Source organism: Rhodococcus sp. IEGM 1305 (assembly GCF_030058635.1).
GTDB classification, from domain to species: domain Bacteria; phylum Actinomycetota; class Actinomycetes; order Mycobacteriales; family Mycobacteriaceae; genus Rhodococcus_F; species Rhodococcus_F opacus_D.
Map to the genome: position 1 here is coordinate 473605 of NZ_JASHKX010000001.1, position 26056 is coordinate 499660.

20 protein-coding genes and 1 pseudogene are annotated in these 26056 nt (G+C 65.3%); 12 read left to right on the forward strand and 9 right to left on the reverse strand.

Annotation, left to right across the window (positions count from 1 at the left end):
- Positions 1-152: 152 nt before the first annotated feature.
- The gene (locus QM693_RS02215; protein ID WP_502942577.1) at positions 153-746 is read left to right on the forward strand and encodes an Lsr2 family DNA-binding protein; all 594 of its coding nucleotides are present in this window, start codon (positions 153-155) and stop codon (positions 744-746) included.
- 127 nt (positions 747-873) lie between these two features.
- On the opposite strand, the gene QM693_RS02220 is transcribed toward QM693_RS02215, so the two are convergent.
- The 5 genes from QM693_RS02220 to QM693_RS02240 form a co-directional block, all read right to left on the reverse strand.
- Positions 874-1293, reverse strand: coding sequence for a WhiB family transcriptional regulator (locus QM693_RS02220; protein ID WP_283351222.1), 420 nt, complete (start codon positions 1291-1293; stop codon positions 874-876).
- A 175-nt stretch (positions 1294-1468) separates the two neighbouring features.
- Positions 1469-2980: an aminobutyraldehyde dehydrogenase gene (locus tag QM693_RS02225; protein ID WP_283351223.1), complete on the reverse strand. Its 1512-nt coding sequence runs from the start codon at positions 2978-2980 to the stop codon at positions 1469-1471.
- Between the two features lie 116 nt (positions 2981-3096).
- A complete protein-coding gene (locus QM693_RS02230; protein ID WP_283351224.1) occupies positions 3097-4584 on the reverse strand; it encodes an alanine/glycine:cation symporter family protein in 1488 nt (495 codons plus the stop codon).
- 3 nt (positions 4585-4587) lie between these two features.
- A complete protein-coding gene (dapA, locus tag QM693_RS02235; RefSeq protein WP_283351225.1) occupies positions 4588-5481 on the reverse strand; it encodes a 4-hydroxy-tetrahydrodipicolinate synthase in 894 nt (297 codons plus the stop codon).
- 45 nt (positions 5482-5526) lie between these two features.
- Positions 5527-6921 carry a protoporphyrinogen/coproporphyrinogen oxidase gene (locus QM693_RS02240; protein ID WP_283351226.1) on the reverse strand — a complete coding sequence of 465 codons (1395 nt, stop codon included), beginning with the start codon at positions 6919-6921 and terminating at the stop codon, positions 5527-5529.
- A 294-nt stretch (positions 6922-7215) separates the two neighbouring features.
- Between QM693_RS02240 and QM693_RS02245 the strand changes: the two genes are divergently transcribed.
- On the forward strand, positions 7216-8004 hold the full coding sequence (locus QM693_RS02245) for a GntR family transcriptional regulator (protein WP_283351472.1): 789 nt from the start codon (positions 7216-7218) through the stop codon (positions 8002-8004).
- A gap of 3 nt (positions 8005-8007) precedes the next feature.
- Here QM693_RS02245 and QM693_RS02250 read toward each other — a convergent pair whose 3' ends face one another.
- Positions 8008-9369 (reverse strand): MFS transporter, encoded by a 1362-nt coding sequence (locus QM693_RS02250; protein ID WP_283351227.1) that lies wholly within the window; start codon positions 9367-9369, stop codon positions 8008-8010.
- A gap of 1045 nt (positions 9370-10414) precedes the next feature.
- On the opposite strand from QM693_RS02250, the gene yddG reads away from it, so the two are divergent.
- The 4 genes and pseudogenes from yddG (at position 10415) to QM693_RS02270 (ending at position 15751) form a co-directional block, all read left to right on the forward strand.
- Positions 10415-11506 (forward strand): aromatic amino acid DMT transporter YddG, encoded by a 1092-nt coding sequence (yddG, locus tag QM693_RS02255; protein ID WP_283351228.1) that lies wholly within the window; start codon positions 10415-10417, stop codon positions 11504-11506.
- A 217-nt stretch (positions 11507-11723) separates the two neighbouring features.
- Positions 11724-12962, forward strand: coding sequence for an acyl-CoA dehydrogenase family protein (locus tag QM693_RS02260; RefSeq protein ID WP_105423723.1), 1239 nt, complete (start codon positions 11724-11726; stop codon positions 12960-12962).
- Positions 12959-14364 (forward strand): annotated as a pseudogene (locus tag QM693_RS02265) (LLM class flavin-dependent oxidoreductase). The gene QM693_RS02260 and the pseudogene QM693_RS02265 overlap by 4 nt, the downstream one beginning before the upstream one ends.
- 28 nt (positions 14365-14392) lie before the next feature.
- Positions 14393-15751, forward strand: coding sequence for a styrene monooxygenase/indole monooxygenase family protein (locus tag QM693_RS02270; protein WP_283351229.1), 1359 nt, complete (start codon positions 14393-14395; stop codon positions 15749-15751).
- A 66-nt stretch (positions 15752-15817) separates the two neighbouring features.
- Here QM693_RS02270 and QM693_RS02275 read toward each other — a convergent pair whose 3' ends face one another.
- On the reverse strand, positions 15818-16420 hold the full coding sequence (locus QM693_RS02275; RefSeq protein WP_283351230.1) for a CGNR zinc finger domain-containing protein: 603 nt from the start codon (positions 16418-16420) through the stop codon (positions 15818-15820).
- A gap of 69 nt (positions 16421-16489) precedes the next feature.
- Here QM693_RS02275 and QM693_RS02280 point away from each other — a divergent pair, with 69 nt between their 5' ends.
- Positions 16490-17344: an alpha/beta fold hydrolase gene (locus tag QM693_RS02280; RefSeq protein WP_283351231.1), complete on the forward strand. Its 855-nt coding sequence runs from the start codon at positions 16490-16492 to the stop codon at positions 17342-17344.
- A 9-nt stretch (positions 17345-17353) separates the two neighbouring features.
- Here the strand turns inward: QM693_RS02280 and QM693_RS02285 are convergent, their stop codons facing one another.
- Positions 17354-18283 carry a LysR family transcriptional regulator gene (locus QM693_RS02285; RefSeq protein WP_283332200.1) on the reverse strand — a complete coding sequence of 310 codons (930 nt, stop codon included), beginning with the start codon at positions 18281-18283 and terminating at the stop codon, positions 17354-17356.
- Between the two features lie 123 nt (positions 18284-18406).
- On the opposite strand from QM693_RS02285, the gene QM693_RS02290 reads away from it, so the two are divergent.
- The 5 genes from QM693_RS02290 to QM693_RS02310 all read left to right on the forward strand — a co-directional run bounded on the left by QM693_RS02290 (position 18407) and on the right by QM693_RS02310 (position 25273).
- On the forward strand, positions 18407-19777 hold the full coding sequence (locus QM693_RS02290) for an MFS transporter (protein WP_283351232.1): 1371 nt from the start codon (positions 18407-18409) through the stop codon (positions 19775-19777).
- A 45-nt stretch (positions 19778-19822) separates the two neighbouring features.
- Positions 19823-21439, forward strand: a complete 1617-nt coding sequence (locus tag QM693_RS02295) for an amidohydrolase (RefSeq protein ID WP_283351233.1) — start codon at positions 19823-19825, stop codon at positions 21437-21439.
- A 378-nt stretch (positions 21440-21817) separates the two neighbouring features.
- Entirely contained in the window at positions 21818-23344 is a 1527-nt protein-coding gene (locus QM693_RS02300) for a class I adenylate-forming enzyme family protein (RefSeq protein ID WP_283351234.1), read from the forward strand.
- A 109-nt stretch (positions 23345-23453) separates the two neighbouring features.
- Complete coding sequence (locus QM693_RS02305; protein ID WP_283351235.1) at positions 23454-24065, forward strand: TetR/AcrR family transcriptional regulator; 612 nt, start codon at positions 23454-23456, stop codon at positions 24063-24065.
- Between the two features lie 365 nt (positions 24066-24430).
- The gene (locus QM693_RS02310) at positions 24431-25273 is read left to right on the forward strand and encodes a mycofactocin-coupled SDR family oxidoreductase (protein ID WP_005250628.1); all 843 of its coding nucleotides are present in this window, start codon (positions 24431-24433) and stop codon (positions 25271-25273) included.
- Positions 25274-25643: 370 nt separating this feature from the next.
- Here the strand turns inward: QM693_RS02310 and QM693_RS02315 are convergent, their stop codons facing one another.
- The gene (locus QM693_RS02315) at positions 25644-25979 is read right to left on the reverse strand and encodes a WhiB family transcriptional regulator (RefSeq protein ID WP_283351236.1); all 336 of its coding nucleotides are present in this window, start codon (positions 25977-25979) and stop codon (positions 25644-25646) included.
- Positions 25980-26056 lie beyond the last annotated feature (77 nt).

Below are 26056 nucleotides of genomic sequence, written 5' to 3' on the forward strand. Positions count from 1 at the left end.
TTGTCCTATGAGCGCCAGGTGATGATGATTAGGCGCCCCTGTCCGGGGTAAACACCGCTTACGCACCCCGCCGGGAACGGTTCCGTGATGTATCTCGCCGCCCACCGACGCCGAGGTGCGGGGTGACAACTCGGCAACTGCGGGTGAGGGTGATGAAAACCAAAGGTCGTTTGGTGGTGGCGGTCGGGGCCGGCTTTCTACTGAGGGGCTGGACCGCGAAGCTCGCGAGTTCCCCGGAGGTCGCCAAGCTGACCGAGTCTATTCGGGGAGAGCTGATGAACGCCGCGAAAGCCGCGGCGGTCACCGCGACCAGCTCGCGCATCGATTCGCTGAACAACCGCCTCCAGTCGAGCGCCGGACACCTCGTGGGTGGCGTGGCCGAGGAGGCCGTCACCAAGCGGAGGTCGGGCGAGAACCGCGACCTCCGCGTAGTCGAGCCGGAAAAGAGCGAGGAAGAACCTGCGGGTGACGAGTCCGCGGAGGACGAACAGGTGTGGGACGGCGGAGAGTTGCCGGAGGACGAAGGAGACGAGCAGTCCGAGGTGACGGGCGAGAACGACGAGGGCGAAGAGACCGAGCAGCCCGAGGAGGAGGAACGGCCGACGCGCCGTTCCCGCACTCGACGGCCCCGGGGCGGGGGCACGGCCAAGGAGGTCCGGGAATGGGCAGTCCAGCAGGGCTACGAGATCTCCTCGCGCGGCCGGATACCCGCGGACATCGAGCAGGCTTTCCTCGATGCCCACTGACGACCGAGCGGACCTCACCGGACTCGACCTCACGGTGGGCGCGCATCGTCTCGAACTGCACATCGGTCTGGTGCTCGGCAGACTCCTCGGACTGTTCCCTAGTCTCTGACGCCGCCTCGCGGAGGAGTCATCGGACCGTCGACGATGACGACGCCTGCCGGTGGCGTCTTCCCGGCCCGGGGTGCCGGCCGGAGATCGTCAGGCGTCCTCCGGCGGGAGGGGTTGTGCGCCCACCAGCAGCGGCGTCCGCCTTCGTCGATCCGGGCCTGACGTCGTCACCGGACCGGCGCTCGGACTCCGTGGTACCGCCCCAGATCCCGAACGGCTCGCGCACCGTCTGCGCGTGAGTGCGGCATTGCTCGAGGACCGGGCAGGTCTGGCAGATTCGGGTGGCGAAGTTTTCCCGGTACCGCCGGGCCTCCCGCGTTTCACCGTCGGGGGAGAAGAACAGATCGGTTCCCATGCTCCGGCACGTGGCGTTCATCTGCCAATCCCACAGTTGGGTCGAGGGCGCGTAGAGGTGTGTGGTCAGAGCGGTGGACTTCATGACTACTCCGATCTTGTCCAGAGGGTGTGAGCGGCAGCAATATCGACGGTGGGTTCCCCCTCCCGTGTGGGCGACGCCGGGCATACGGCTGCGGCGCCCGCCCTGCGCAGAGAACAGGGCGGGCGCCACGTTTCGCACGACGGTCGACGCCGGGCAGGACGAACCGCGGGTTGAACTATCGACCGTGGTTGTGCATGACGTGCTTGGTGCGCGAGTAGTCGTCGAGGGCATAGATCGACAGGTCGCGTCCGTAGCCGGATCCCTTGAACCCACCCCACGGAACTTCGTTGGCCAGCACGAGATGGGAGTTGACCCACACTGTTCCGGCGTCGATCCGCGCGGCAACTTCGTGGCTGCGCCGGGCGTTCTCGGTCCAGACCGATGCCGAGAGGCCGAACGGGACGTCGTTCGCGCGGCGGATCGCCTCGTCCTCGTCCGTGAACGTCTCGACGGTGACCACCGGCCCGAAGATCTCCTCGCGAGCGCACTCGGCGCCGTCGGGTACTCCGACGAGCACGGTCGGTGCGACGAAGTACCCGGGTCCGTCCAGTGCAGATCCACCGATTGCGGCGGTGATTCCCTGCTGCGCCGCACGTTCCAGATATGCGGTGACCCGCTCGAAGTGCGCCTTCGACACCAGAGGGCCGATTTCCACGGTGTCACCTGCTCCTGGCTCGCCGACCACGAACGTGCTCACCTGCTCGACCAGCTTCCGGGTGAACTCCTCGGCGACCGACTCGTGCACGAGAATCCGGCATGCTGCGCCACATTCCTGGCCCGAGTTCCAGTAGCTCGCCGCACGCAACGACACCGCGGCGTCGTCGAGATCGGCGTCGGCGAAGATCACCACGGGTGCTTTGCCGCCCAATTCGAGATGGACGCGCTTGAGCGTGTCTGCGGCCCCGCGTGCGACGGCCTTGCCGCTGCCCACGGATCCGGTCAGGGCGATCATGTCGACGTCGGGATGCTCGGCCAGCCGCGCTCCCACGGTCGGTCCGAGTCCGGACACCGCATTGAACACGCCCGCCGGAAGCAGGTCACCGACGAGTTCGGCGAATTTCAGTGTCGTCAAAGGGGTCTGCTCGGACGGCTTGATCACCACCGTGTTTCCGGCCGCGAGGATCGGAGCGATCTTCCACGCCGCCATCAGCAGTGGATAATTCCACGGGGTGACGACGCCGACCACACCGAGCGGTTCACGCAGGATGACCGACAGGTGGTTCTCGGCGTAGTCTCCGGCAGCCATCGACGTGGTCGCACGTAGTGCGCCCGCCATGAACCGGAAGGTGTCCACGGTACCGGCGACGTCGTCGTTCGAGACTTCGAAAGGTTTTCCGGTGTTGGCGGATTCGAGCCGCGCCAGCACCTCGGCGTTCTGCTCGATTCTGTCCGCGATGCGGTGAAGCAGAAGGGAGCGTTCCTTGGGAACGAGTCTGGCCCAGTCGTTCTTGGCTGCGACCGCGGCTGCGACCGCTCGGTCGACATCGGCCGCGGTCCCCTGGGGTACCGCGGCGATGACCTGTTCGGTACTCGGGTCGACGACGTCGGTGCGGGGACCGGAGTTGTCGACGACGTCGAACGCTCCTGCGATGTAGTGCTGGGTCGGGGGCAGGTCGTCCCGGACGTTCAAGGAACCTCCAGGTGCTCGGCTGACAGCGACATGTCCGGTGAGGGTGGTGTTGGGCATCTGGAAGAACCTCCAAGATCGACTGGGATGATGCGGGCAGGCGCGAGAAGCGCCGGCCCGCAACGGGTTGCGCTGGGTGATCAGCTATCGCGTGACGGACAGTTGCGGCAAACTCCTCACCGGGAGACGCTGTGTCCGGTGACGGTGTTCGATTCCCAGAACTCGGCTCCGTCGATGCCGAGCGCTGTCGGATCGAAGGCGGGGTCGAGTCCACGCTTCTTCTGTTGTTCGTAATCGCGGTAGACCCGGTAGACGAGCGGGAAGAGCAGTACCAGGCACATCAGGTTGACCCAGGCGATGAGCCCGAGCCCGATATCGCCGATCGCCCAGACAAGTCCTGCGTTCACGACGGATCCTACGAACACGATCGCGAGCGTGCCGAGTTTGAGGACCAGCTTGGACACCGGCCCCTTCCGCCCGTTCAGCAGGAACAACAGGTTCGAGTTGGCCACGTAGAAGTACACGATGAGGCAGGTGAAACCGAACAGGAACACGGCTACCGCGATGAACGCTGCGCCCCACCCGGGCACCAATGTGTCGATGGCCTTCTGGACCCAGTTCGGACCGGCCTCCACACCCGGAAGGTGCTGGACGAGGTAACCGCCCGAACCATCGGAGACGTTGTACTGCCCGGACACCATCATCATCAGCCCTGTTGCCATGCAGATCAGCAGCACGTCGATGTAGATGCTGAACGTCTGGACGAGACCCTGCTTGCCGGGGTGCGACGTCCGCGCCGCCGCCGCGGCGAACGTCGCCTCACCGATTCCGTTCGCCGATGCGAAGACTGCCCGGCGCACGCCCCATGCAACTGCGGCGCCTGCGATGCCGCCCAGCACAGGGTCGATACCGAATGCCGAGTTCACGATGAGCGTGATCGCTTCCGGCACGTTCTCGATGTTCGCGGCGATCACCGCCAACGCCAATGTGAGGTATCCGATTGCGAGAATCGGTACGAGAGTCTGTGTGACCTTGACGATTCGAGTGGTGCCGCCGAAGATCACCAGAGCGATCAGCACGGTGATGAGCACTGCCGGAATCCAGGTCGGTGTTCCGAATGCCAGCTCCGCGCTCGAGGCAATGGTGCTGACCTGGAATCCGGGGAACATGAATCCGTAGCCGACCAGCCCGAGGAACGCGACGAGGCCCGCGACCTTGGGGAGCTTCAGTCCGTACTTGATGTAGTACGGCATGCCGCCGATGTCCTCGTTGGCCTTCTTCCGGTCCTCGTCCTCCACCTGACGTTTGAACACCTGCGCGAGGGTTGCCTCGGCATACCCGACGGTGCAACCGACCAGTCCTGTCACGGCCATCCACAGCAGGGCACCCGGTCCACCACCGCCGACTGCTGTTGCGACACCGGCGATGCTCCCGACACCCACACGGCTGGCGAGCGCGAGGACAAGCGCCTGGAAGGAGGACAGTCCTCCTTCGCCTTCGCTGGATTCCTTCAGCTGTCGGATCATGTCCGGGATGCGTCGGAACTGGATGCCTCTGGTGGCGACGGTGTACGCCACCCCGAGGCCGAGGACCACGTAGGCCATCGGTCCCCAGATGGCGTCCGCCACGGTCGTGAGCATCTCGGCCCAGTCCAGGCTTGCCATGATTTACCCTGTCCGCCCTGCGAGGGTCTTCAGTGCCTGTCCGATCTTCTCGACCTGCTCTGCGGGAAGTTCTGCGGTGGGCCGGCGGGGCGCTCCTACCGGTTCGCCCTGCAGAGCGAGACCTGCCTTGACGGCGGAGATGAAGGGAACGGAGATCATCGCGTCGATCACCGGGTACAGGTTCTTCCACTTGGCGAGCGCGCCGTGCAGGTCGCCTTCGGCGATGAGCCGGTTCACTGCGACGATCTCGTCCGGAACGACATTGGCGGCACCTGCCATGACCCCGGCAGCGCCCTCGACCAGCGCGCTGTAGATGTAGGAGTCCCAGCCGATGAAGGTGCCGATCACGTCGCTGTGGTGGTGGATCAGCTGCAGTGCCTGTTCCCAGTTCGCGCTCGAGTCCTTGATGTACCGAATGTTGTCGACCTCTTCGGCCAGGGAGCGAACAGTGCTGGGATCGAGGTTCACACCCGTGACCGCGGGGATGTTGTACAGCATGACCGGCAGCTCCACGGCGGAAGCGACATCCTTGATGTACGCCACCGTCTCTTCGGTCGAGAGCGGCTCGTAGAACGGTGTGATCAGCATGAGCACGTCGGCGCCCGACTTCTCGGCGGCGCGGGAGAGCCGGATGGCCTCTGCGGTCGTCGTGGCACCGGTCTGGGCGATGACGGGAACCCGGCCGTCGGTGTGCTCGATGACCGTGTCGACGAGACGCAGGCGCTCGTCCGACGACAGCGCCCCGACCTCACCGGTCGATCCTGCCGCGACGACACCGTCGACGCCTGCCTTGATCGAGCGGTCCACCACGAGCTTCAGCTTGTCCGTGTCGATGAGCTCGTCGGCGTCGAACGGGGTGGTCAATGCTGTGAGGACACCGCTGAGTTGCTTGGACATGAAAATGACTCCTAGATCGTTGACGAGTGTTTGGTGTGGGGAAGGTCAGGCGCTGGCGGGCTGAACGGTGAGCATCTCTGGTTGACGAGTCTGGCGATGGGTTGCAAGCACGCTGGCGACCTCTTGAGCCGCGGAGAACCCGGACGTGATCGACGTTTCCGTGTAGAGCGTTCCGAGATAGTCGCCGGCGAGGAAGACTCGGCCGGCACCGCGCGTCAAGGTGGGCTGAAGCTTTGCGCGACCGGGGAAGCTGTAGGGCGACGCGTTCTTCCACCGTGCGGCCTTGGCTTCCACGACGGTGTCGGAGAACCCGGGCCCGAGGATCTGCTCGAGGTCGGCGAGGTGAGTGTTCACCACTTCGTCGTCGCTCTTGTCGAGCAGGGCGCTACCCAGCGCCGCAGGCGAGAACGTCATGAAGCTGCCGCCGGGCTGCCGGACGGACTCGGTGCCGCGGACGATGCTTGCCTGGTTGAGCGCGATGGCGAACGAACGCTTGGGGGCGGCGATGGCATAGATGTCGTCCCACGGTTGCGCCGTCGTTTCGTCGGTGAGAAACGCCGAGCTGACGTGGGGGCCGTACTTGATCTGAGAGAGCGCATCGCGCAGGTCCTGCGGCAGGTCGACACCGACCCGGTGGGACACGTCCGCGGTCGTGGCCAGCACGACCGTTCGCGCCTCGACTTCGTGGTCGCGTCCGTCCTGGCGGTAGCGAACGATCACCGAATCCTTCTTGTGCACGACCTCCTGCACCGCGGCACCCAGCTGAACGCGGTCGCCCAGCGACGCGGCGAGGGCTTCGGTGAGTGTGGACGGCCCGCCGACGATGCCGCGGCTGAGGCCCTGCCCGAAGCCGAGCACCAGGCTGAAGTATCCGATGCCCGCGCCCGCCGAGATCTGGTCCATGTTTCCAGCGGACCGGGTGACGGTGGTCTTGAACAGTGCGGCTGCGTCCTCCGGCAACTCCCCGACGAAGTCGAGGAAGGATTCGTCGTTCGCGAAGTCGTAGATCCGCTGCTGGCGCATCGCTCCGGACTCACCGGCGCGCTTGCGCACCACTCCGGTGTACTTTCCGACGCCCGCAACGACCTTCATGCCGGCGCGCATGGTTGCCACGCGGGCCGAGAGCGACATCGGGATCCGGAACGGATATGTGGCGATGTGCCCCTTGCGGAGGAACTTCCCGTTCATCGCGAGGGCCTGCAGCGACCCCGGGATGTCGACCGACATCACCCCGGCCTCGTTGAGCAGGGCTTCCGTGGACGATCCGGGACCGGCGAACACGTGTCCGCCCCAGTTCAGCCAATACGACCCGCGACGTTCGGAACGGATGCGTCCACCGACGCGCTCCTCGGACTCCAAGACAAGTGTGTCCCAGTGACGCAACCGCCAGCCCGCTGACAGACCGGCCAGGCCGGCACCGACTACAACTACATCTCGCACTTCGATATCTCCTTCACTGGGGCCATGTCTCTCGCCGGGGGTTGGTGGCGTGTTCGTGGCAAGTTGTGACTCGGACGCGCGCACCTGCCGTGCAGTGGTTGCGTGCGATACACGCAGTCCGGACGCGTCGTTCTCTGGGACAAAACAGTGATGCCGGTCATATCCGCTCCACTGAGGATAAAGTGTGATCACAGATCACACAAGAGCGATGTGATCGGCGGCGCCTCGTGCGCGAAGACCCGACCGCGACGGATCGGGCTACGTCGAGATCGGGGAGAGAGGGGCGAGGGCCACATGACTGCGATGGAATCGGTTACTCGTGAGGGCGAACGAGCTGCGAGCCGTGCGACCCAACGTTCGGGAGAGTCCTGCTCAGGCCCCGCTGGGATCGCCCCGGCGACCGTTCCGCAGAAGGTCGCGCCGACTCTCCTGACGGATCAGGTGTACTCGATGATCCATCAATCGATCATGAATGGCGATATGCCTGCCGGGACGAGGTTGCGCATCCGCGACCTCGCCGCCCAGGTCGGCACGAGTGTCATGCCGGTTCGAGAGGCTATCCGCCGGCTCGAGGAGGCAGGTCTCGCGGAGCGGGTCCCGCACCGGGGTGCTGTCGTGAAGGGACTGAGCTTCGCAGAGCTGGTCCATGTCTACGACGTCCGACTGTTGTTGGAGGTCGAGGCTGCCCGGCTCGGTGCCACTCGAATCACCCGCGCCGACGCCGAGCGAATGAAGACCGAATTCGAGGCGATGAGGGTCGCGATCGTCGAGGGCCGCGTCGTGGAATTGTTGGAACACGACGAGGAACTGCTGTCGATTCTCTATCGTGCGACTGATAACCCGGTGCTCGTCAACATGATTCGCAATCTGTGGCACCACTGCAGGGCCTACAAGATCGTCGGTGCCCGGGGCACGCTGGACTCCGGGGACGTCGAGTCGTTGGTGGTCTTTCAAGAGCGTCTCGTCGAGGCTGCGCTTCGAGGCGACGACGTCGCGGCTGCGAGCGTCAATCACGATTCGCTCGTCAATGCGACGGATCGAATCCGGGCTCTCCTCGAAGCGCAGCACCGAGATCAGGCGTAGACGTCAGGACTGGGACGCTCGTGCGGGCGACACCGGTGAGCTGGCGACCCCGAGCGAGGCGCTCTCGGTCAAGGACAGTCCTCGGGTTTCCGGTGCCCAGAAGTGGGACAGCACAGCTCCGAGCAACGTGATCACCGCGGCGATGAGCATCGTCGCTCCGATGCCGAGGCCGCTGAGGGACAGTGGTACGAGGAATGTTCCGACTGCCGCACCGATGCGGCTCAGAGAGGAGGCCATACCGACTGCGGTGCCACGGATCTCGGTGGGGAAGAGCTCGTTCGGGTAGACCCACTGCAGGATCTGCGTGCCGCCGATCAGTACGGCGTAGGCAGCGAAGAAGACCATGATGATCGAGGTGGGGGCCTCGGGGAACACTCCCATCAACAGCAGTGCCAGACCGGCCCAGAGGAAGCTGTGAATCAGGAGGGGGCGGCGTCCCATCCGGTTGACGAGGAACAGAGCGATGATGCATCCGACCAGGAACAGGATCGTGATGACGGCAGAACCGATATGTGCCGCATCTTCTTCCAGTTTGAGGGCGCTGAGAATGGCTGGCGCAAACGCGTAGACGGCAAACAGGGGGACGATCGAGCAGGTCCAGAACAGAGTAATGAATGCCATCCGCTTTCCGTATCCGGAACGGACGAGCTCCTTGACGCTGACGCTGTTCTCGTCCTCCACGGGGAGGTCGGCGACGGAGACGCCTGGGCCGAACACCTTACGCAGCACCTTGTCGGCTTCGTCGATCCTGCCCTTGCCCACCAACCAGCGCGGCGACTCGGGAGTGCCTACGCGGGCTACCACGATCAGCACTGCAGGCACCGTGGCGCTGGCGAGCATCCAGCGCCAGGCGTTGTCGTTTCCTGTTTCGGCAAGTATCTGGCCCACGACGTACGCCGCTGCAGCGCCGACGAACCACATGGCGACGAATGCGCCGAGGAACGGCCCGCGGTACTTGCGAGGGGTGAACTCTGTCAGTAGCGACGTGGCGATCGGGTAGTCCGCGCCGACGGCCATGCCGATGAGCAGGCGGAGCACGATCAGCCAGATCACGTCCTGGACGAAGAACTGTGCGACCGAGAATGCGGCGATCGCGATCAAGTCGACGGTGAACAAGACTTCTCGCCCGAAACGATCGGTCAACCAACCGCCGGCGAATGCACCGAGGAGGATGCCGATCAGCGACGATGCGCCGACCAGTCCCTGCTCCACGGACGACAGGCCCCACTGATCCGCGATCTGGATCATCGCGACACCGAGGATGGACAAGACGAATCCGTCCAGGAACGGTCCTCCCGACGAGAACACGGCAAGCTTCTTGTGAAACCTGGACAGTGGCGCGTCGTCCAGCGGATTGGTGACCATATCGAGCTCCTCGTTGACGTTTCTGGTCTGGCTTGACGTTGGACCCCGGTAAGACGTGTGCTCGGGGTGCCTGTCGTGGTCGGTGTGAAAGAGATGAGTCGAGCCTCGAGCGCGACGGGTCCTGCACTGGCGCTCTGGTGGATCCCGATGCACTGAAGGGCAGCGGTATCTGCACCGTGAGACGCGATGAAGATCGCGATTCAGACCTTCACGTCGATGTGATGTGCGTCTCGTCACACAGAATAGGATGAGATCACAGATCACACAACCCTCGATGTGATGTCTTGCGACCGGGACCCCCCGACCCCGCTACCTTGCACGATGCTGATAGCCATATAGTGTTGAACTGATATATCAACACCCGAGGAGATGACATGAGTCAGACCTGCACGCTCACGCTCAGATATCCGGAGCCTTCGGGCATCGTGCATGCCATCGGTTCCCTCTCTCCCGACGGCAGCGATCTGCCCGTGCGTTAGACGCTTCTCGGGAAGGTCGCGGACAAGTTCACGACCTCATCTTTTCGATGGGGCGCGCAGATCCTCGGGGCTACTTCCTTGCCGTCGTCTCCCGCCACGAGCGCTTGCGGCCGATGGCCGAGGAGACTCTTCGAGAGTGTCGACGAGTGCGACGCCGATCTGGCGGTTCGCGCCGGATACACGCGTGCCCTGTCCGATGACGCCTGCCGCCGGCTACGCGGAGTGCCAACAACATTCAACACTCTGTCCTGCCCGGACCCAGTGTCCTTCCGGCGCTCGAGCGTCGAAATCTGTGCGAATTCAATCGGTCTGAACGTTCCGTACCTCGACAGTGGCGTGTCTCACGCATCAACGACCTTGTCGCATATGTGATCACAGATTACATTCTTATTACCGCAATGTAAGCGGCGGTGTCATCGACTGTCGGTGTGCAACCGAGGCCTTCGATTGCAGCGGCAGTCGTTTCCCTGTGCGACAGGGCGCGAAACTCGTTGCATTCCGGTCGAATCGGTCCGAGCGACGGAGTCACCGAGAGTTCACGAGCACGGTAAAGGAGGAGTGTTGTTGTGAGAGCGACCAAGTCGAGCGGAAGTGCCACCGCGGCGGGGCTGTTGGCGATTGTGTTGTGGAGTTCGATGGTCGGAATGATCCGTCTGGTCACCGATAGCCTGGGGGCGATCGGCGGCGCAGCGATGATCTACTCGTGCTGCGCGATTCTGTTGTCGGTGACTGTCGGATGGCCCAAGTTCAAAGACTTCAGTCGGACGTATCTCGTCACCGGTGCCGTGATGTTTGCCGCGTACGAGGTGTGCTTCGCCCTCGCGATCGGACTGGCGGACACTCCGAGGCAGGCAATCGAAGTCGGAATCGTGAACTATCTGTGGCCGAGCCTGACGGTGGTGTTCGCGATCGTGTTCGCCGGACAGAAGGCTTCGCGCCTGATCCTGCCCGGCATCGTGCTGTCGGTAGTCGGCATTGCCGTCGTTCTCGGCGGTGACGCCGGACTGGACGTCGCAGGCACCGTCGACAACGTGCGCTCGAATCCTCTGAGCTATGGGCTCGCGTTCGCCGGCGCACTGATCTGGTCGGGCTACTGCACCGTCACCAAGATGTTCGCAAACGGGAACAACGGCATCACCCCCTTCTTCGTGCTGACGGCTGTGGCGTTCTGGTGCATGTACCTGTTGTCCGGTCGCGAGCCGATGCACCTGAGCTTCACCGCGATCGCGGCGACGGTGGTGGCGGCGTGCGCGATCGGCTTCGGCTACGCCTTGTGGAATGTCGGAATCCTCCGCGGAAACATGACCTTGCTCGCCGCTGCCTCGTACTTCACGCCTGTACTGTCCGCCGCATTCTCGTCGTCGATGTTGGCCACGGCACTCGGCCTCACGTTCTGGGTGGGAACCGCTGTGGTGTGCCTCGGGGCAATCCTGTGCTGGTGGGCGACGCGCGGACCGAAGGCACCCGTCGAAGTTTCCGAAGAGGTCGGGTCGCTCGACGAGCAGAGCATCGAGGAGCAGTTTCTCGACGAGACGAGCATCGACGAGCTCACCGGCGTTCGTTCACTTCTCGGTACGCGAGTGGAATGCGTGGTAACCATCGCCAGTGATCGCCGTTCGGCGCCTCGTGTGCCGATCGACGTCGGGCCGGGAAGCTAGCGAGGCTGCGAATATGGCCGCTGTTCCAAGTGATTTCACCGGGACAATCGATTCCTCCGTCGATGATCGGTCGGCTCGACGTACACGGTGCGTGTAGAGCGGCACCTCAGACCGCGCGAGCCGAGCGTTCGACTCTGCACGATCGTAAGTAGTGCCCCCACGTGGCCCGTTCGCCCATCGTGGTGTCGACATAGTCGACGCACCGAGGAGCGGGCACGTGAGCAGTTCAACGATCGAGGCCGAGGCAGTGACCGACCGCGAACTCGAAGACCGGTTCCATCCGATCTTCGACCGGATCGCCGAGGGCGCGCTGGGCCGGGAACGGGATCGCCGGTTGCCGTTCGACGAGGTGGGTCTGCTTCGCGACGCGCGGTTCGGTGCCCTGCGCGTCCCCGTCGAGTTCGGCGGGTTCGGCGCGTCGGTCCGACAGCTGTTCGGTCTGCTGATCGACCTGGCTGCCGCGGAATCCAATCTGCCCCAGGCGCTTCGGGTGCACTGGAGCTTCGTCGAGGACCAGCGCCTCGCCGCCCCGACGGTCAACCGAGAGCGGTGGCTGCGCGCGGCGGCGGAGGGGACACTGGTCGGCAACGCCATCACCGAACCCGGGGTGGGAGCCGCCGACCGGTACCAGACGACGCTGCGCCGCGGCGACGACGGCACCTGGGTTCTGGACGGCGTGAAGTACTACAGCACGGGCAGTCTGTACGCCGATCACATCCTCGTCGCGGCCGACCGTGACGGCGAGCGGGTGTCGGTGCTGGTGGACGCCGACGCTCCGGGCGTGACCCAGACCGATGACTGGGACGGTTTCGGACAGCGGCTCACTGCAAGCGGCACGACCACGTTCTCGGGTGTCGTGGTGCCCGAGGACCGGATCCTCGGGCCCGGATACGGCGCGCCCGGCCGCACCTACGCGACGTCCTACCTGCAACTCGTGCAATTGGCCGTCCTCGCCGGGATCGCCCGCCGTGCGGAAACGGACACGGCGGAATGGGTTCGTGCCCGTACCCGCACGTTCACCCACGCCGCCGCCGACCTGCCCCGGCACGACCCGCTCGTGCAGCAGGTGATCGGCAAGCTGTCCGCCGCCGCATACGGCGCCCGCGCGACCGTGCTCGCCGTCGCCGACGAACTCGACCGCCTGCTCGACGCCGGTGGTGAGGACCCTGAACTTCTGGACCGTGCCGAGGCCGCGGCGGCCCGCGCACAGTCCGTGGTGATCGGCCTCGTCCTCGACGCGACCGCGCAGTTGTTCGAGGTGGGGGGCGCGTCGATCACCTCGTCGGAACTCGGCCTCGACCGGCACTGGCGCAACGCACGCACGATTTCGGCCCACAACCCTCTGATCTACAAGCAGCAGTCGGTGGGGGCGTACGTGCTGAACGGTGATCCGCTGCCGTACGCCTGGAGCGCCGGGCAGCGGCAGAGCGTGCGCGACGCGGACGCGCCGGCATGACCCGGCAGATCCGCTTCAACGCGTTCGACATGAATTGCGTCGCCCACCAGTCGCCGGGGCTGTGGCGGCACCCGGACGACCAGTCGCACCGCTACACCGACCTCGGCTACTGGACCGACCTCGCCCGGCTCCTCGAACGCGGGCTGTTCGACGGCCTGTTCATCGCCGCACCTACGACGTCTACGGCGGAACCGACGAGGCCGCGCTGCGGCAGGGCGCCCAGATCCCGGTCGCGGACCCGTTGCTGCTCGTCTCGGCCATGGCAGCGGTCACCGAACACCTCGGGTTCGGCATCACCACGGGGACGGGATTCGAGCACCCGTATCCGTTCGCGCGCCGACTCTCCACCCTCGACCACCTCACCGGGGGACGGATCGGGTGGAACGTCGTGACGGGGTACCTGCCGTCCGCGGCCCGGAACTTCGGTGACGCCGACCAACTCGACCACGACACCCGGTACGACCACGCCGACGAGTACCTCGAGGTGCTCTACAAGCTGTGGGAAGGTTCGTGGGAGGACGACGCCGTCGTCCGCGACACCGAGCGCGGCGTGTACGTCGATCCGGAGAAGGTGCACCACATCGGCCACCGCGGAACGCATTTCACGGTCCCGGGCATTCACCTGTCGGAACCGTCGCCACAGCGGTCGCCGGTGATCTACCAGGCGGGGGCGTCGCCGCGCGGTGTCCGGTTCGCCGCAGAGAACGCCGAGGCGATCTTCGTGGGGCCGCCGTCGAAGCGGGTGCTGAAGGACACCGTCGCACGGATCCGCCAGGCCCTCGTCGACGCCGGCCGCGACCCCTATTCGGCGCGGATCTACGCGCTGTCCACCGTCATCACGGGCAGCACCGACGAGGCCGCGGCCGCGAAGCAGGAGGAGTACCGGCGATACGCGGACCTCGACGGCGCACTGGTCTTCACGTCCGGCTGGATGGGGATCGACCTGTCGCGGTACGACCTCGACGACCCGATCGGAAACGTCGAGAGCAACGCCATCCAGTCGGCCGTCGCCGCATTCCAGGAGGCCGCGGACGACGGTCGCGAGTGGACGGTGCGCGATATCGCGGAGTGGGCGAGCATCGGCGGTCTCGGGCCGCGGTTCGTCGGCTCCGGCGAGACCGTCGCAACGCAGTTGCAGGAGTGGGTGGCCGACACCGACGTCGACGGGTTCAACCTGGCGTACGCGATCACGCCGGGTTCGTTCGAGGACGTCGTCACCCACGTCGTGCCGGCGCTGCAGGCCCGGGGTGCCTACCCGACGGGCTACACCGACGGGACCCTGCGCCACAAGCTGTTCGACAAGGGCGACCGGCTTCCCGCCGACCACCGGGGCGCGCGGTACCGCCTCGGCGGCGACCTCTCGACGCGGACCGACCGCTACCGCGCGTACACGAACACCTGAACGACCACCACAACCACCGGGAGGACCCATGAGTACACCCCGCACCGCCGCCGTCGTCGGAGCCGGATTGGCCGGCACCACTGCCGCGCTCGGTCTCGTCGACGCCGGTTTCACCGTCACCCTCTACAGTGACCGCGACCGGGACGCCTTGCGCAACGACGTCCCGGCCACCGGCACCGCCGTCTACTTCGGTAAGTCCCGTGAGGCCGACGCCCGCATCATCGAGGACCTCTACGCCGACGGTCCGCACTCGACCGGGATGAGCACCCGCCTGCACACGGGGGAGGGCGACACCCGCGCCGACGTCCTCGAGTTCGACCCCGACTTCCGGTACGTCGCGCAGGGCGTCGACGTGCGGCTGCGGGCCGACGACCGGCTCGGCCGGTTCCTGGACCGCGGCGGCCGCTTCGAGGTCCGGGCGGTGGACCCCGACGCCCTCGACGCGATCGCCGCCGACCACGACCTGACGCTCGTGGCGACCGGAAAGGGCGGGCTGTCCACGCTGTTCCCGGTGGACACCGAACGGACCGTGTACAGCGAACCGCAGCGCCGACTGCTGCTGGTGACGTTGCAGGGCCTCGGCCACGGCGCGGACACCTTCGGCTACCGGTCCGCGGCGGGCGGCGCGCACAATCTCTTCAACCTGCACACCGACTTCGGTGAGGCCTGGCTCGGCCCATACCTGCACAAGGACGCCGGCGCCACATGGAGTTTCCTCGGATTCGCGAAACCGGGCAGCCCGTGGGAGGAGCGGTTCGCCGCGGTCACCGACGTGCACTCGGCGCGGCAGACCGTCGTCGACTTCTACCGCGACTACTTCCCGCACGACGCCCCCGAGATCCAGCAGTTGCAGGTGATCGAGTCCGACCCGCACTCGTGGCTGAAAGGGGCGGTCACCCCGACGGTGCGCCGCGCGGTCGGGACGACCAGTAGCGGCCACGTGGTCGCGGCGATCGGTGACACCGCGATCGCGTTCGACCCCCTCGCCGGACAGGGCGCCCAGAACACCGCCGTGCAGGTGGCCGCGCTCGTCGACGCGGCGCGTGCGCACGACGGCGAGTTCACCGCCGACTGGTTGTCCGAGCAGTTCGAGAAGCACTGGCACACAAGGGGTCACGCTGCCGCAGAGGTCACCCGGTTGTTCCTCGGCGATCCGAAGTACGCGGTCCACGCCGAATTGCTGTTCCCGGCGGCGACCGTGAGCGAACCCGTCGCCGCGGCCCTGTTCGGGTTCCTCTCCGAACCCGACACGCTGATCGGTATCGACACCAGGGAGGACGTTCTCGCGTTCATCGCCGCCAAGGCCGGGGAACCGGCCGAGGACGTGCTGGCACGGTTCACGCCGAGCGCCGGGTTCACCGCGTCTCCCGCGGCGGCCCGAGCCTAGGCAACTCCTCGCTGTTCCACACGACGATCCGGCGCCGGTGGTGGTGGTCGTATCGGCATCGACTCCTCACCCGGCGTCTGTGGGGCCCGTTCCGGGGCGATCCTGCTGTTCGCGACGGCGTCGGGCGCGAAAGTTCGCCACGTTGACACGGTTTCCGCACACCTGTGGCATGCAGAACCGGCGCCGTCCCGCCCGGCTGGTGTCGACGAAAATTCCGTTGCACGAGGGGGATTCGCACGATCGGAACCGGTTCGGCCCCAGCGAAGCCACGGTTCCGAGCAGGCCGGTTCCGATGACGACGGCCAGGTCGTCGGCGAGCGTCGACTCGGGTGCGGTCTCGAGGTGCCACGTCCATGTGCCGTCGTGGCGCCCGAGGAAGGGGGCGGTGTGGGCGACGCGTAGGAGTTGGTTGGCTCCGTCGACGATCGCCTCCTCGTTCGGCGCGGCCACGACGTCGCGCACCCGTGTCCGCAGCGCACGGATCTCGTCCAGATCGGTGCCGGTTGCCCGCCGGTCTCCGGGGCCGATGCCGTGCTCGGTGAGGAATGCGTGCAGCGACTCGCCGTCGGTGAGGGCGTCACCGGTCGCGACGAGCACCTCCGGGGCGGTGAGGACGAGCGCCGTCGCCACCGCTGCCCCGAAGGTGTAATCGGTGAAAGTCAGTTGCATCACTTACATCCTCCGTCTAGCGTAATGGTTACCAATCCAGTTTAACCATTACGTCTCGGGAGGATGATCATGACTCGACAGCAGATCTCCAACACGGTCGATACCGACCGGTGGCGCCTGCCCGACCGGCTGACGGTGGACGGGGCCACCGTCGCGGCCGGAGTCTTCGGCGACGGCCCGCCCGTCGTCCTCGTACACGGCACGCCCTCGTCGTCGTATCTGTGGCGCGCGGTCATTCCCCGCCTCGCCGAGCGGAACACGGTGTATGTCTGGGACCTCCCGGGCTACGGGGACTCGCCACCGGTTCCCGGCGAGCCGGTGGCGATCCGCACGCACGCTCGCGTGCTGACCCGGCTGGTCGAACACTGGGGGCTCGACCGGCCTGTGCTGGTCGGCCACGACATCGGTGCGGCGACGGTGCTCCGCGCACACCTCGTCGAGGGAGTCCCGGTCCGGCGAATCGCACTCCTCGACGCGGCGGTGCTCTCGCCGTGGGTGACGCCGGTGGCGCAGCACATGCAACGCCACCTCGACGTGTACCGCACGATGCCGACGCACACCTTCCAGCGGATCACCGAGGCGCACCTCGACACCGCGACGCGTCGTCGGCTGCCGTCGTCCGTCGCGGAGGCTTACCTCGGTCCTTTCGCGGGCGCGAGCGGGCAGCAGCGTTACCTCGACCAGGTTCAATACTTCGACGAACGCGACACCGCCGACGTCGTCGAGAAACTCGGCACCGTGAAGGTGCCGGTGCAGATCGTGTGGGGTGCGGACGACGAATGGCTGGACCGGTCGTTCGCCGACGCTCTCGCGCGCCGCATCCCCGGGGCGCGAGCGACGCTCGTGCCCGGCGCCGGGCACTTCCTCACCGAGGACGAGCCTGCCCTCGTGGCGCAGGCTCTCGCCGACTTCCTCGCGCAGTGAACGCCGGTGTCACGGTCGGTCGGGCGTGTGCAGTGGGTCGGCGATCGTGATCTCCGCCGTCGGCGTCAGGACGTTTCGGTGGTAGTCGGAGATCGAATCGACGAGTGCCGACACTGCGGGCGCGGCGAAGTGGTCGGGATCCCAGCCCGCATAGAGGGTGACGGCGAGGATGCCTTCGGGGATCTGGATCGGCACGCGGATGAGGTTGAAGAGGGGTTGATCGGTCAGTACAGCAACCCCCTGGCCCGATGCGGCGAGTGCTCTGGCTACAGATGTCACTGACACAACTCGGGGGTCGACGTAGGCGAGGCCTTGGCCGGCGGTGGCGGTGTCGAATGCGAGTCGGGCAGCGTTGTTGCGGTGCATCAGGATGAGCGATTCTCGAACGAGGTCGGCTAAGGCGACTTGGGTCTGTCCGGCCAGGGGATGTTCCGGTGATGCCAGCGCGCACACCGGGGCGCGGCCGATGACTCGGGTCTCCATCGACCCGGGTGGAGGGAACGTCGAGATGCCGATGTCGGCATCTCCGCGCTGGACCACGTCGTACACGGTGCGGGTATCCCGCTCGATGATGTCGTTCAGTCCTGACCTCAGGTATCGACCAGCGAGATACGGACCGAGGACGTCGGCGATGGTGGTCGCCGGCGCCGCGATCGTCAGTGGGATGTCGTCGCCTCGGGCGAGGTGCCTGAGTACTGAGCTCGCTTGGTCGGCCCGCGCCACGAGGTCGCGGGCGAGCGGCAGGAAACGTTCGCCTGCGACACTCAGACGTAGGGCGCCCGGTCCGCGGCGAAACAATTCGACACCCAACTTCTGCTGCAAATTGTGAAGTTGCCGGGAGAGCGAGGGTTGCGCCACTCTCACCGCGCGGGCGGCCGCCGTAACCGACCCGTGGTCGACGACCGCGAGGAAGTACCGAAGTACACGTATCTCCACCATGCCTCCTAGGCATTGGCCTGCTGCGAAATGGATATTGGACGGTTATAGCAGCACTCTGCACACTTATCTCCACGCACGTGACTGTGAGCCGGCTCATGGCTCCGTTTCTTTCGAGGAGAAGGCATGAACGCTATATCCGGCCCGGGTTCCGAGGCCGTCCCGAACCTTCGCGGGGCTCGGAGAGCAGGCTTCGGCGCGCTGATCGGCACCACGGTGGAGTGGTACGACTTCTTCATCTTCGGTACCGCGGCCGCACTCGCTTTCGGGCCCGTGTTCTTCCCGTCGGCATCGCCGACCGTGGGACTGCTCGCCTCGTTCGCGACGTTCTGGTCAGGTTTCCTGGCCCGTCCTCTCGGGGGTGTGGTGTTCGGTCATCTCGGCGATCGGATCGGCCGGAAGAAGACGCTGATCACCACCCTCGTCCTGATGGGTCTGTCCAGTACCGCCATCGGACTTTTGCCCGGCTACGCGTCGATCGGCATCGCCGCTCCAGTTCTGCTCATCCTGCTCCGGATGATTCAAGGACTCGCGTTGGGCGGCGAGTGGGGTGGTGCGGTGTTGATCGCCGCCGAGCACGCGCCGCCCGGCCGACGGATGCTGTTCGGTGCTTTCGCGCAGCAGGGATCGCCCGTCGGCAACATCTTGGCGACCCTCGCCTTTCTGGGCGTCAGCACACTCCCGGCTGACGATTTCGCCTCCTGGGGCTGGCGGATCCCATTCCTCTTCTCGGCGGTACTGCTTCTGGTCGGGTTGATCATTCGAATCGGCGTAGAGGAATCACCGGAATTCCTTGCAGCGAAGGAGCATGGGGAAATTTCCGAGACGCCGGCACTCGATACCATCCGAACCGCTCCCGTCCCGCTCCTTCTCGGAATCGGAGCCGCGGCGATCGGTGTCGGTGGAGCCTATTTCATGGGCACGTTCATGGTTGCGTGGACGACCACGGACCTGGGTGTCAGCCGATCGACGATCTTGTCGGCTTTGCTGCTGGCAACGGTCGTGCAGTTCTTCGTCCAACCCATCGGCGCACTCCTGGCGGATCGCTTCGGGGGGACGCGAATCATGGTGACGGCGCTGGTCGCCACGGTGATTTTGACGCCGCTTGTTTATGCGCTGGTCAGCACAGGGGACATTGGTCTGATCTACGTCGGCCTCGCCCTCGGTGCTCTGACGAGTCCGGCGTACTTTGCCGTGTTGGCCGGTTTCCTCGCGCAAGCGTTCGACGCCCGGATCCGCTATACCGGTATCTCTTTGGCTTACCAGTTGTCGGCCACGTTGATCGGCGGAATGGTGCCGTTCATCGCTCAGTGGCTCCTCGCCGGCAGCGGTATCGCCATGGTGGCGTTGTACCACGTGGCCCTCACCTTGCTCACCTTGGCGTGTGTGGTCCTGCTCGCCCGGCGAACGCGAACTCGGCCCGCCCCTCACTCGGAGCGCACAGATGTCAGCCTCAACGTCGCGACCGAGCGTCACGTCGTTGCCGAAGTCGACTGAACACCACCACCACCACCATCACCATCACGATCTAAGGACCATCTCATGAACACACCCGCACGACCGCGCATCGTTCGCGGACGTCGAATCCTCACCTCCGCTGCGGAATCCGCCAACGCGATCGCGATGATCGGTGACCGTATCGTTGCGCTCGGCGACTCCGACGATCTGCACCGACAATTCCCCACCGCATGGGTCGACGACAGGGGAGACGCCGTGATCTCACCCGGATTTCACGACGCACACCTGCACCTCGCTATGGCCGCCGAGAACGAACTGAAGCTCGACGTGTCACCCTCGCAGGCATCCACGCTCACGCAACTACTCGACAAAGTCGGTGCTGCGGCCAAGGCCGACCCTGCACAGGGCTGGGTCCGCGCGGTGGGCTACGACGACGCAAAGATGCCCGAAGGTCGGGTTCTGACCCGCTGGGACCTGGACACCGTCACCGGGAACGTTCCCACGATCGTCCTCCACGTCGCCTGTCATTGGGGAGTGGTCAACTCCGCAGCGCTCGCCGCGGGAGGCATCACCGACAATTCGGAGCCGCCCAGCGGAGGTGACTTCGGACGGGACGGAACTGGTCGGCTCAACGGCATTCTCTATGAGCGCGCTCTCACCGATTTCGCCTACGCCCAGGGCGATGTCGACGGGAGGACGGTCGTACCCGAGTTGGGACTCGACGAGCGGATAGCAGCGCTAGGGAATGTAATTCGCCGTTGGCACGCAGCAGGGTTGACATCGGTCTGCGACGCATTTGCCGGGCCCGCGGACATTCGCCTTTTCGAGGCAGCTCGCGAGCAAGGCCTGTTGACGATGCGTGTCGGATTCCTTCTCGCCGCCGAGCACTACGACTCAGTACACCGGCTCGGCCTACGCTCGGGTTTCGGCGACGACTACCTGCGCTTCGTCGGAGTGAAGGCGCTCGTCGACGGCGCTGTCGGGGGACGAACCCTCCTGCTGGAAGAGCCGGACCACGACACCGGTCATCACGGCATCCAGGTGCTCACCCGTGAGGAACTCGCGGAGGTGGTCCAGAAGGTGCACGGTGACGGCAACCGAGTCTGCGTCCACGCCAACGGCGACCGCGCCATCCGGCTCGTCCTCGACGAATTCGAAACCGCGCAGAAGAAAATGCCGCGACCAGGACTGCGGCACCGCATCGAACACTGCAGTGTGGTGGACGGGGGCATCTTGCGGCGCATGAACGAGCTTTCCGCGATCGCGGTCCCCTTCGGCAACTACGTCCATCAACATGGCAGCCATCTGATCGATTGGTACGGCGAGGACCGGGTGGAGCGGATGTTTGCGCACCGGGCGTTCCTCGATGCCGGAGTCGCAGTGGCGGGGTCCTCCGACTTCCCCTGTGGAGCAGTGGAACCCCTCCTGGCGATGCAGAGCATGGTCACTCGAACCGGGTGGGACGGTGCCCTCGTCGGGTCGTCGCAACGTGTCTCGCCGACCGAAGCCCTCGCGATCTACACAGCAGGATCAGCGGTTGCCACCGGCGAGGAAGACCGCAAGGGCACACTCGCCGCAGGCCGGCTCGCCGACTTCGTGGTCCTGGACGAGGATCCGCTGGAAGTACCGCACGACCAGATCTCGAAAATCGGCGTTCAATCAACGTTTGTCGGGGGCGTGGAGGTGTACACGCGAGACTGATATGACGAGCCGGCGGGGCGGGGGAACCATTGATGCCTGATCGCTAGGGCAACGCCCGCCGGCTGATTGGTGGCGCCTGACCCACCTGCCGGCGAAGGTAGGGCCCGTCGCTTGAAGGAGTGCCCCGGGTGGGGTGTTCCGCGGCCGCCCTTTCGTCGAGGCGCTTGTCGTACTCCTCGTCCACCCATGAGGCGACCGTGTGGCAGACGTCGCGGTACGCGAGCCATTAGCTGTCTTGCCCCAGAGGGCGGTCATTCGGCATTCGCTGCAAGTCGGCGGGAATTCCAGAACCGTAGGACTAGCGAACGTACGTACGCCTAACGTAGTGTTGAAGACCACAGCAACACTTGTACGGCTCTTGTACGGCTAAGGAGAACGATGTTTACTCTCGTCGACGCTATTCGTCGCAACGAGCGGCTGGTGCCCCAACGCGAAGCGATCTTCGACGGTACGCGCCGGCTCACCCATGGAGAACTCGCGGACCGGGCGTGGCTTATCGCCGCCGGCCTGCGGGCGCGGGGTGTCGAGCCCGGTGACACCGTCGGCGTGCTGGCGGGCAACACTGCCTTCAGTATCGAAACCTTCCTGGGAATCGTTGCTGCCGGCGCCGCCTTCGTCCCTTACAACTGGCGATGGGCAACCGAGGAGCTGGCCCACGGCATCAACGAGACCGGCGCCCGTGTCGTACTCGTCGGCGACGGCTTCGACGCCGCAATCGCGGAGGTCCTGGCCGGTGATGGCCTCGAAGCGCCGGTCGCCGTGGTGCACGAGGGGGACGAATTCGATCACCTGCTGCGATCGGAACCGATCAAGGATATGCCGGTTCAAGCATCGGATGCTGCCTGCATTCTGTTCACCGGCGGCACCACCGGCTTCTCCAAGGGGGTCGTGCTCTCGCACTCGGCGATCCTGACCAACGCAGTCAACGAAATCGCCGACTGCCGGATCGGTGGCCGCCCGAACGATCGTGGCCTGGTCGTCACCCCGCTCTTCCACTCCGCCGCACTGCTGTGCTGGTTCCTGCCCCATTACGTCACGGGGAACAGCTCGGTCCTCGTTCACAAATTCGTGGAAGAGGAGATCGCCGACCTCGTCGCGCGCGAGTCGATCACCAACATGTTCCTCGTGCCCAACATGATCCGGCGCATGCTCAAGTCGGGCACGTTCGACACCGACGGGTTCCGCAACAATTTCAAGGCCCTCCACACCGGTGCCGGGTTGCTGCGCATGCCGGACAAGCTGGCAGTGTCGGCACTGATCCCGGACGTCGACCTGTTCTTCCGCTACGGCCTCACCGAAGCCGGGCCGATGGTCACCCGTTTGCTCCCGCAGGACATGCTCCGGCCGGAGATCGACGGCTCGATCGGCACCGAATACCTCCTCACCGAGGTCGAGTTGCGTGATCTCTACGACGGTGCCCCGACCGCGGTGGGGGAGATCGGAGAGATCTGCGTCCGGGGCCCCAATCTGATGACCGGATACTTCGGTCGACCGGAGGCCACCAAGGAGGTGCTCGACAACGGGTGGCTGCGTACCGGCGACCTGGCGGTTCGCGACGAAAATGGCTACCTGTACTTCCGCGACCGGGCCAAGGACATGATCAAGACCGGTGGCGAGAACGTGTACAGCTCGGAGATCGAGCAGTTGCTCCACACGCACCCGGCTGTCATGGAAGCCGCCGTCCTCGGCGTGCCGAGTGAGGAGTGGGACGAGGAAGTGCGAGCGGTGATCGCCGTTCGGCCGGGTCAGACCGTCACGGAGACGGAGATCGCCACGTTCCTGCGCAAGCACTTGGCTGGATACAAGGTCCCGAAGATGATCGCGCTCGTGGGCCCGAACGCCCTGCCGATGAATCCCAGCGGCAAGATTGTCAAAACCAACATCCGGGCGACGATGGGCTGGTGACAACCGTGCCGACAATCAGCGAGAATAGCGATCGACTAACGTACGATTGTTCCTGAGACCGCTTGCCGGCCCCCTCGGGGACCGTCCAATTTACCTCGGAGGGGGCACAGTGACGCGAGCAACTCGGGTGACACGCGGCGGCGCGCGCACCAACGTCGCTATACGGGAGGCCGCGGCCAGCCTGTTCTACGAGCACGGCTACGAGGCCACGTCGCTGCGCACCGTCGCGAGCGAGGTCGGCATCCAGGTCGGCAGCCTCTACAACCACATCAGCGGCAAAGAAGAGTTGCTGACAGACATCATGGTGTCGGTCATGGACGAACTCCTCGAAGCCGTGAACAAAGCGCTCGTCAGCATCGATGGGAGTGCGCTGGACCGGTTCAAAGCGGCAGTCGACTGCCACATCCGCTACCACGCGGAGCATGCGCGGGAAACGTTCATCGGCAATACCGAGCTCCGGGCCCTGAGCGACGGAGACTTGGAGTTGGTCCTCGCCAAGCGTGCCGAGTACGAGCGCCTGCTGCAGAAACTCATCAAGGACGTGGCCAAGGAGACCGGCGCTGACATCCTCGATGCCAAACTGCAGACGTACTCGATACTGGCTCAGGGTGCGCACGTGTCGTCCTGGTACAAACCCGGCGGACCCAAGTCGCTCGACAAGGTCGTCAACACCTACATCAAGATGGCGTTGCGCCAGCTCGGCGTCGAGAACGCCGGCTGATCCGACCGTATTTCCATTCAGCCCGCGCCCGGGGCTTCAGCCCTGGGCGCGGGCTGACAACTTTGGTGACAAACGGGCGTCCCCCGATCGATGACTACTGCCGCGTACTCACGTGGCAGCGCTGCGCTGTTCGTCCCGTTGGCTCGGTAATGCATTCGCGGAGAATGCTTCCCGGGCCCTGTTGATCGTTCTGTGGCCGTAATGTGCCGCAATGCTGCATACAGCGGGCGCCCTCGTCCTCGCCCCGCACGCATGGTTGACATTTGCTGTCGCTCATATCACACTCTTATTAAACAAACGCACGTACGTTTGTTGGTTGCTCCGCCGGCATCGGCAGGGACGTACATCGAGAGATTGGAAACTCAATGAGCCGCTTGGAGGGCAAGGTCGCCCTGATCACCGGGGCCGCGCGCGGCCAGGGCCGTTCACACGCACTGGGGCTGGCCAAAGAGGGCGCTGACATCATCGCCATCGACATCGCCGACCAGATCGGCAGTGTGCCGTACCCGATGGCGTCGCTCGACGACCTGAAGGAAACGGCGCGACTGGTCGAGGAGCTGGGCCGCCGCGTGGTCATCGCGCAGGCCGACGTGCGCAACCTGAAGCAGATGGAGGCTGCGGTCGCCGATGGCCTCGCCGAGTTCGGCCGTATCGACATCGTCTGTGCCAACGCAGGCATCATCTCGGCCAACAAGGTCCTGGACCTGACCGAAGAGCAGTGGAACGACATGATCGACACCAACCTGACCGGTGTCTTCCACACCGTGAAGGCCGCGGTGCCGAACATGGTCGAGCGGGGCGAAGGTGGTTCGGTCATCTTTACCGGATCGACGTCGAGCTTGAACGGTTACCCGAACGTCGGCCACTACGTCACCGCCAAGCACGGCATCGTCGGACTGATGCACACCCTCGCGAACGAGCTGGGCCCCAAGGGGATCCGTGTCAATGCGGTCCATCCGACGAACGTCAACACCAAACTCCTGCAGAACGAGACCTTCTACGGATTATTCCGACCGGACCTCGCGCATCCGACACTCGAGGATTCCCGCGACGCGTTCGCGACAATGCACTCGCTCCCGAACATCCCGTGGGTCGAACCCATCGACATCACCAACGCCGTGCTCTTCCTGGCTTCGGACGAGTCGCGGTACATCACTGGAATCAACCTGCCCATCGACGCCGGCGCAAGTCAAAAGGTCGGCGGCTAGAAGCCGTCGGATTCCGTGGCCGGTTCAAGTCTGGCCGCGGGACCATCCCCACTGCCCCTTCACCCGCGACGGAAACGTTTCGGGTGAAGGGGCAGTGGGCTTTGCGCTGCGTGTCTTCTCGCCTCAGTGAGGGCGGCTCATACGCGCGCCACGGCCGGGCCTGACGTTGACAAAGTGCGCAGTGGAACAGAATGCGACTGGTGCAGGTGATTTGCCGGACTGTTCGGAATCACGCATGTCCTCGACGTGTACGAGGGGTGACTGCGCTTCTTCCCTGCTGGCCGCCACCTGTTCGAGCAACGTTCCTGCGTACTCGCCGGATTCGATGACTCTCGGTGCGTCGTAGGTGGGTGGCCGTGACTGTTCTACCTCATGACGTGCTCGGGTCCGGCGCGGTTCGAGGGTCCGGTGGCGCGACGAACTCCCCGGGCCGGGACGCGAGGCGGGTACGTCTGGTCTGGCGGGCGCGCTCGTTTTCGGACATGCCACCCCAGATGCCGTAAGCCTCGGTGGCGGCGAGGGCGTGGGTGCGACATTCGGCGAGCACGGGGCAGTCCTGGCAGATCTGTTTGGCGGCGTGCTCACGCTGGGCGCGGACGCTGCCGCGTTCACCGTCGGGGGAGAAGAACCTCTCGGTGTCGGTGCCGCGACATGAGGCGCGGTGCTGCCAGTCCCGGTCGATGTGGTGGTCCGAACGATCAGGCACTGCGGGATAGGTCGCTTTCGGAGTCGAGGGTTGACTTGATCCGACGGGAGGCACCGGATCCCGGGCCCTCGTCGTGA